Source organism: Nocardia farcinica (genome assembly GCF_029867845.1).
In the GTDB taxonomy this organism is placed as follows: domain Bacteria; phylum Actinomycetota; class Actinomycetes; order Mycobacteriales; family Mycobacteriaceae; genus Nocardia; species Nocardia farcinica_A.
In genome coordinates this window covers 1-3,999 of record NZ_JARWRU010000325.1, presented here as the reverse complement: position 1 = coordinate 3,999, position 3,999 = coordinate 1, and the positions used below count along the sequence as shown (strand labels likewise).

Sequence of the window (3,999 nt, the reverse complement as noted above, 5' to 3'; positions counted from 1 at the left end):
GCGCTGTGGACCAAGCTGCGGCTGGACCAGATCGGCCCGGTGGACACCATCGAGGGCCTGTGCGACGGCGTGTCCTCGCGTCGCAACCAGCTGCTGGTCGACCTCGGCGCCGAACTGTCGCTGGGCGCCATCGACGGCGCGGCCGATGCCGACATGGGCGCGCTGGCGGCCACCGTCGACCGGCTTGCCCGCACCTACAAGCCGTTCGGCTCGGTGCTGTCGGACTCCATCAACGACCACCTGCGCAAGGTTTTCGGCCCGTCCGGCAAGCGGCCCGCGGCCGTCGCCGAGCGCGTCAAGAAGGTCTGGGAGCTGGGCGACGGCTGGGCCAGCCATGTGACCGCCGAGGTCTCGCTCGGCACCCGCGAGGGCGCCAGCGTGCGCGGCGGCGAGCTGGGTGGGCTGGTGTCCGGCCCGCTCACCGACGGCGCGTCGGTGGACGCGGCCATCGACGCCGCGGTGCAGGCCGTGGCCGCCCGCCGTGGGATCAGCGTCTCGCTGCCCTCCAGCGGCGGCGGTGCGGGCGCCACCGTGGACGCGGCCGCGCTGGGCGAGTTCACCGAGCAGATCACCGGTCCCGACGGCGTGCTCGCCTCGGCGGCCAAGGTCATCCTCGAGCATCTCGGCCTCGGCGACCGCGTCTCGGCCCCGGAGGCCACCGACGACTCGCTGGTCGACCTGGTCTCGGCCGAGCTCGGCTCGGACTGGCCGCGCCTGGTCGCCCCGGCCTTCGACGCCCGCAAGGCGGTGCTGATCGACGACCGCTGGGCCACCGCCCGCGAGGATCTGGCCCGGCTGTGGCTGATCGACGACGCCGAGGCCGCCGACCATCCGGTCGCCGGATTCACCGGCGCGGGCGGAGCCGTTGCCGCGCAGGCGGGCTGGTGGCGTGAGCGGGCCAAGAAGCAGGCTCGTTCGGTGCTGGCGGGCCTGTACGAGCGCATCGCCGAAGCCGCGCTGGAGACCGAGGCCCCCGGCCGGTGGTCGTCCGACATCGCCGTGATCACCGGCGCCAGCAAGGGTTCCATCGCCGCCGCGGTGACCGGCAGGCTGCTGGCGGGCGGCGCGACCGTCATCGCCACCACCTCCGGCCTGAACGACGAGCGCCTCGGCTTCTACAAGCAGCTCTACCGCGAGAACGCCAGGGCGGGGGCGGCGCTGTGGGTCGTCCCCGCGAACATGGCCTCCTACGCCGACATCGACGCCTTGATCGAGTGGGTCGGCAGCGAACAGGTCGACAACGCGGGCGGCGCCAAGATCAAGATCAAGGACGCCATGACCCCGACCCTGCTGCTGCCGTTCGCGGCGCCGCGGGTGGCCGGCGATCTCGCCGACGCCGGTGCGCGCGCCGAGATGGAGATGCGGGTGCTGCTGTGGTCGGTCGAGCGCCTGATCGGCGGGCTGTCGATGCTCGGCGCCGACCACGATGTGGACGCGAAACTGCATGTGGTGCTGCCCGGTTCGCCCAACCGCGGTCTGTTCGGCGGCGACGGCGCCTACGGCGAGTCCAAGGCCGCCCTGGACGCGGTGGTCGCCAAGTGGCGGGCCGAGAAGTCCTGGTCGCAGCGGGTCACCCTGGTGCACGCGCTGATCGGCTGGGTGCGTGGCACCGGCCTGATGGGCCACAACGACCCGATGGTCGCGGCCGTGGAGAAGGCGGGCGTGCAGACCTGGTCGACCACCGAGATGGCCGACGAGCTGCTCAAGTGGTGCACCGAGCGGGCCCGTTCGGTCACCGCGTCCGGCCCGCAGCAGATCGACCTGACCGGCGGGCTGGCCATGGCCAAGCTGGACCTGCCCGCGCTGGCCGAGCAGGCTCGGCAGGACGCGGAGCACGCGGCGGCCGCGGACGATTCCGCCGCCGAGGCGACCATCCCGGCGCTGCCCGCGCCGCCGACGGTCACCTCCGCGCTGCCGGTGCCGGAGTGGGGTGAGGTCACCGCCGATCTCGACGACATGGTCGTCATCGTCGGCGCCGCCGAGCTCGGCCCCTGCGGCTCCTCGCGCACCCGCTTCGAGCTGGAGGTCTCCGACGAGCTGTCCGCCGCGGGCGTGCTCGAACTGGCCTGGACCACCGGTCTGGTCCGCTGGGAGAACGACCCGAAGCCGGGCTGGTACGACACCGAATCCGGTGACTACGTGCCCGAGCACGAACTGGCCGAGCGCTACCACGACACCGTGGTCGCCCGCTGCGGCGTCCGCCGCTACGAGGACGACGAGGCCATGGTGGACAACACCGCGCCGCTGATGACCTCGGTGTTCCTCGACCGCGACCTGACCTTCACGGTCGGCGGCGAGGCCGAGGCGCGCGCCTTCGCCGAGGCCGACCCCGAGCACACCGTCATCTCGCCGGTCGAGGGCTCCGGCGACTGGCAGGTCACTCGGAAGGCGGGTACCGAGATCCGGGTGCCGCGCAAGGCCAAGCTGTCCCGCACGGTCGGCGGCCAGATCCCGACCGGCTGGGATCCGACCGTGTGGGGCATCTCGGCGGACATGGCGAGCTCGGTGGACCGGGTCGCGCTGTGGAACATCGCTTGCACCGTGGACGCCTTCGTCGGCTCCGGTTTCGACCCGGCCGAACTGATGAGCTGGGTGCACCCGAGCCTGGTGGCCAACACCCAGGGCACCGGCATGGGCGGCATGTCCTCGATGCGCTCGCTCTACGTCGACAACCTGCTCGGCGAGCCGCGCCCGAACGACATCCTGCAGGAGGCGCTGCCGAACGTGGCGCTGGCACACGTGGTGCAGTCCTACGTGGGCAGCTACGGCGCGATGGTGCATCCGGTGGCGGCATGCGCCACGGCGGCGGTCTCGGTCGAGGAGGGTGTGGACAAGATCCGCCTCGGCAAGGCCGACGTGGTGGTCGCAGGCGGCTTCGACGACCTCGGCATCGAAGGCATCGTCGGCTTCGGCGACATGTCGGCGACCGCGGACTCGGCAGCCATGAGCGCCAAGGGCATCAGCGACCGCTACTTCTCCCGCGCCAACGACCGTCGTCGCGGCGGGTTCGTGGAATCGCAGGGTGGCGGCACCGTGCTGCTGGCCCGCGGCTCGGTGGCGTTGGAGATGGGTCTGCCGGTGCTCGGCGTTGTCGCCTTCGCCCAGTCCTATGCCGACGGCGTGCACACCTCGATCCCGGCGCCCGGCCTCGGCGCGCTCGGCGCGGGCCGCGGTGGCCGCGAGTCCCGCCTGGCGGCGGAACTGCGCAAGCTCGGCGTCTCGCCGGACGAGATCGCGGTGATCTCCAAGCACGACACCTCGACCGCGGCCAACGACCCGAACGAGTCGGAGCTGCACGAGCGGCTCGCCGCCGCGGTCGGCCGCTCCGAGGGCGCGCCGCTGTTCGTGATCTCGCAGAAGTCGCTGACCGGACACGCCAAGGGCGGCGCGGCGGCCTTCCAGATCATCGGCCTGTGCCAGGTGCTGGAGAACGGCGTCGTGCCGCCGAACCGGAGCCTGGACTGCGTCGACGAGAAGATGAAGTCCTACCCGCACCTGGTGTGGCCGCGCGAGACGCTGCGCTTCGGCGAGCGCTTCCCGCTCAAGGCCGGTCTGGTCACCTCACTCGGCTTCGGCCACGTGTCCGGGCTGGTGGCGATCGTGCACCCGCAGGCCTTCGTCCAGGCGGTCGAGGCGGGCAGGCGCGAGGAGTACCAGCGCAGGGCCGAGCAGCGGCAGCTGGCCGGTCGCCAGCGCATCGCCGAGGCCATGTGCGGCGGCGCGGCCCTCTACGAGCGGCCCGCGGACCGGCGGCTGGGCGGTGACGGCACGCCCGCGAGCCGTTCGCGTCAGCTCGAGGCGGACATGCTGCTGTCCGAGCAGGCCCGTCTCGGCGCGGACGGCGCCTACCGGGTCGACGGCCGCGGCTGCGGCACCGGCGCGGAGGCGGTGCGGCAGCTCGCCGCTGAGTGAACCGCCGCTGAGTGAACCGGCGCCGGGCGGTGGCCGGCACCGATAGCGAGGACACGGGGCGGGGGGGGGGGGGGGGGGGGGGGGGGG

General features: G+C 73.1%; 1 protein-coding gene. It reads left to right on the top strand.

Annotated elements, in window-relative coordinates; genetic code table 11:
• Positions 1–3,912, top strand: a 3,912-nt coding sequence (locus QH283_RS06955; protein ID WP_280502189.1) for a beta-ketoacyl synthase N-terminal-like domain-containing protein, incomplete at its 5' end; no start/stop codon positions are given.
• Positions 3,913–3,999: the final 87 nt, after the last annotated feature.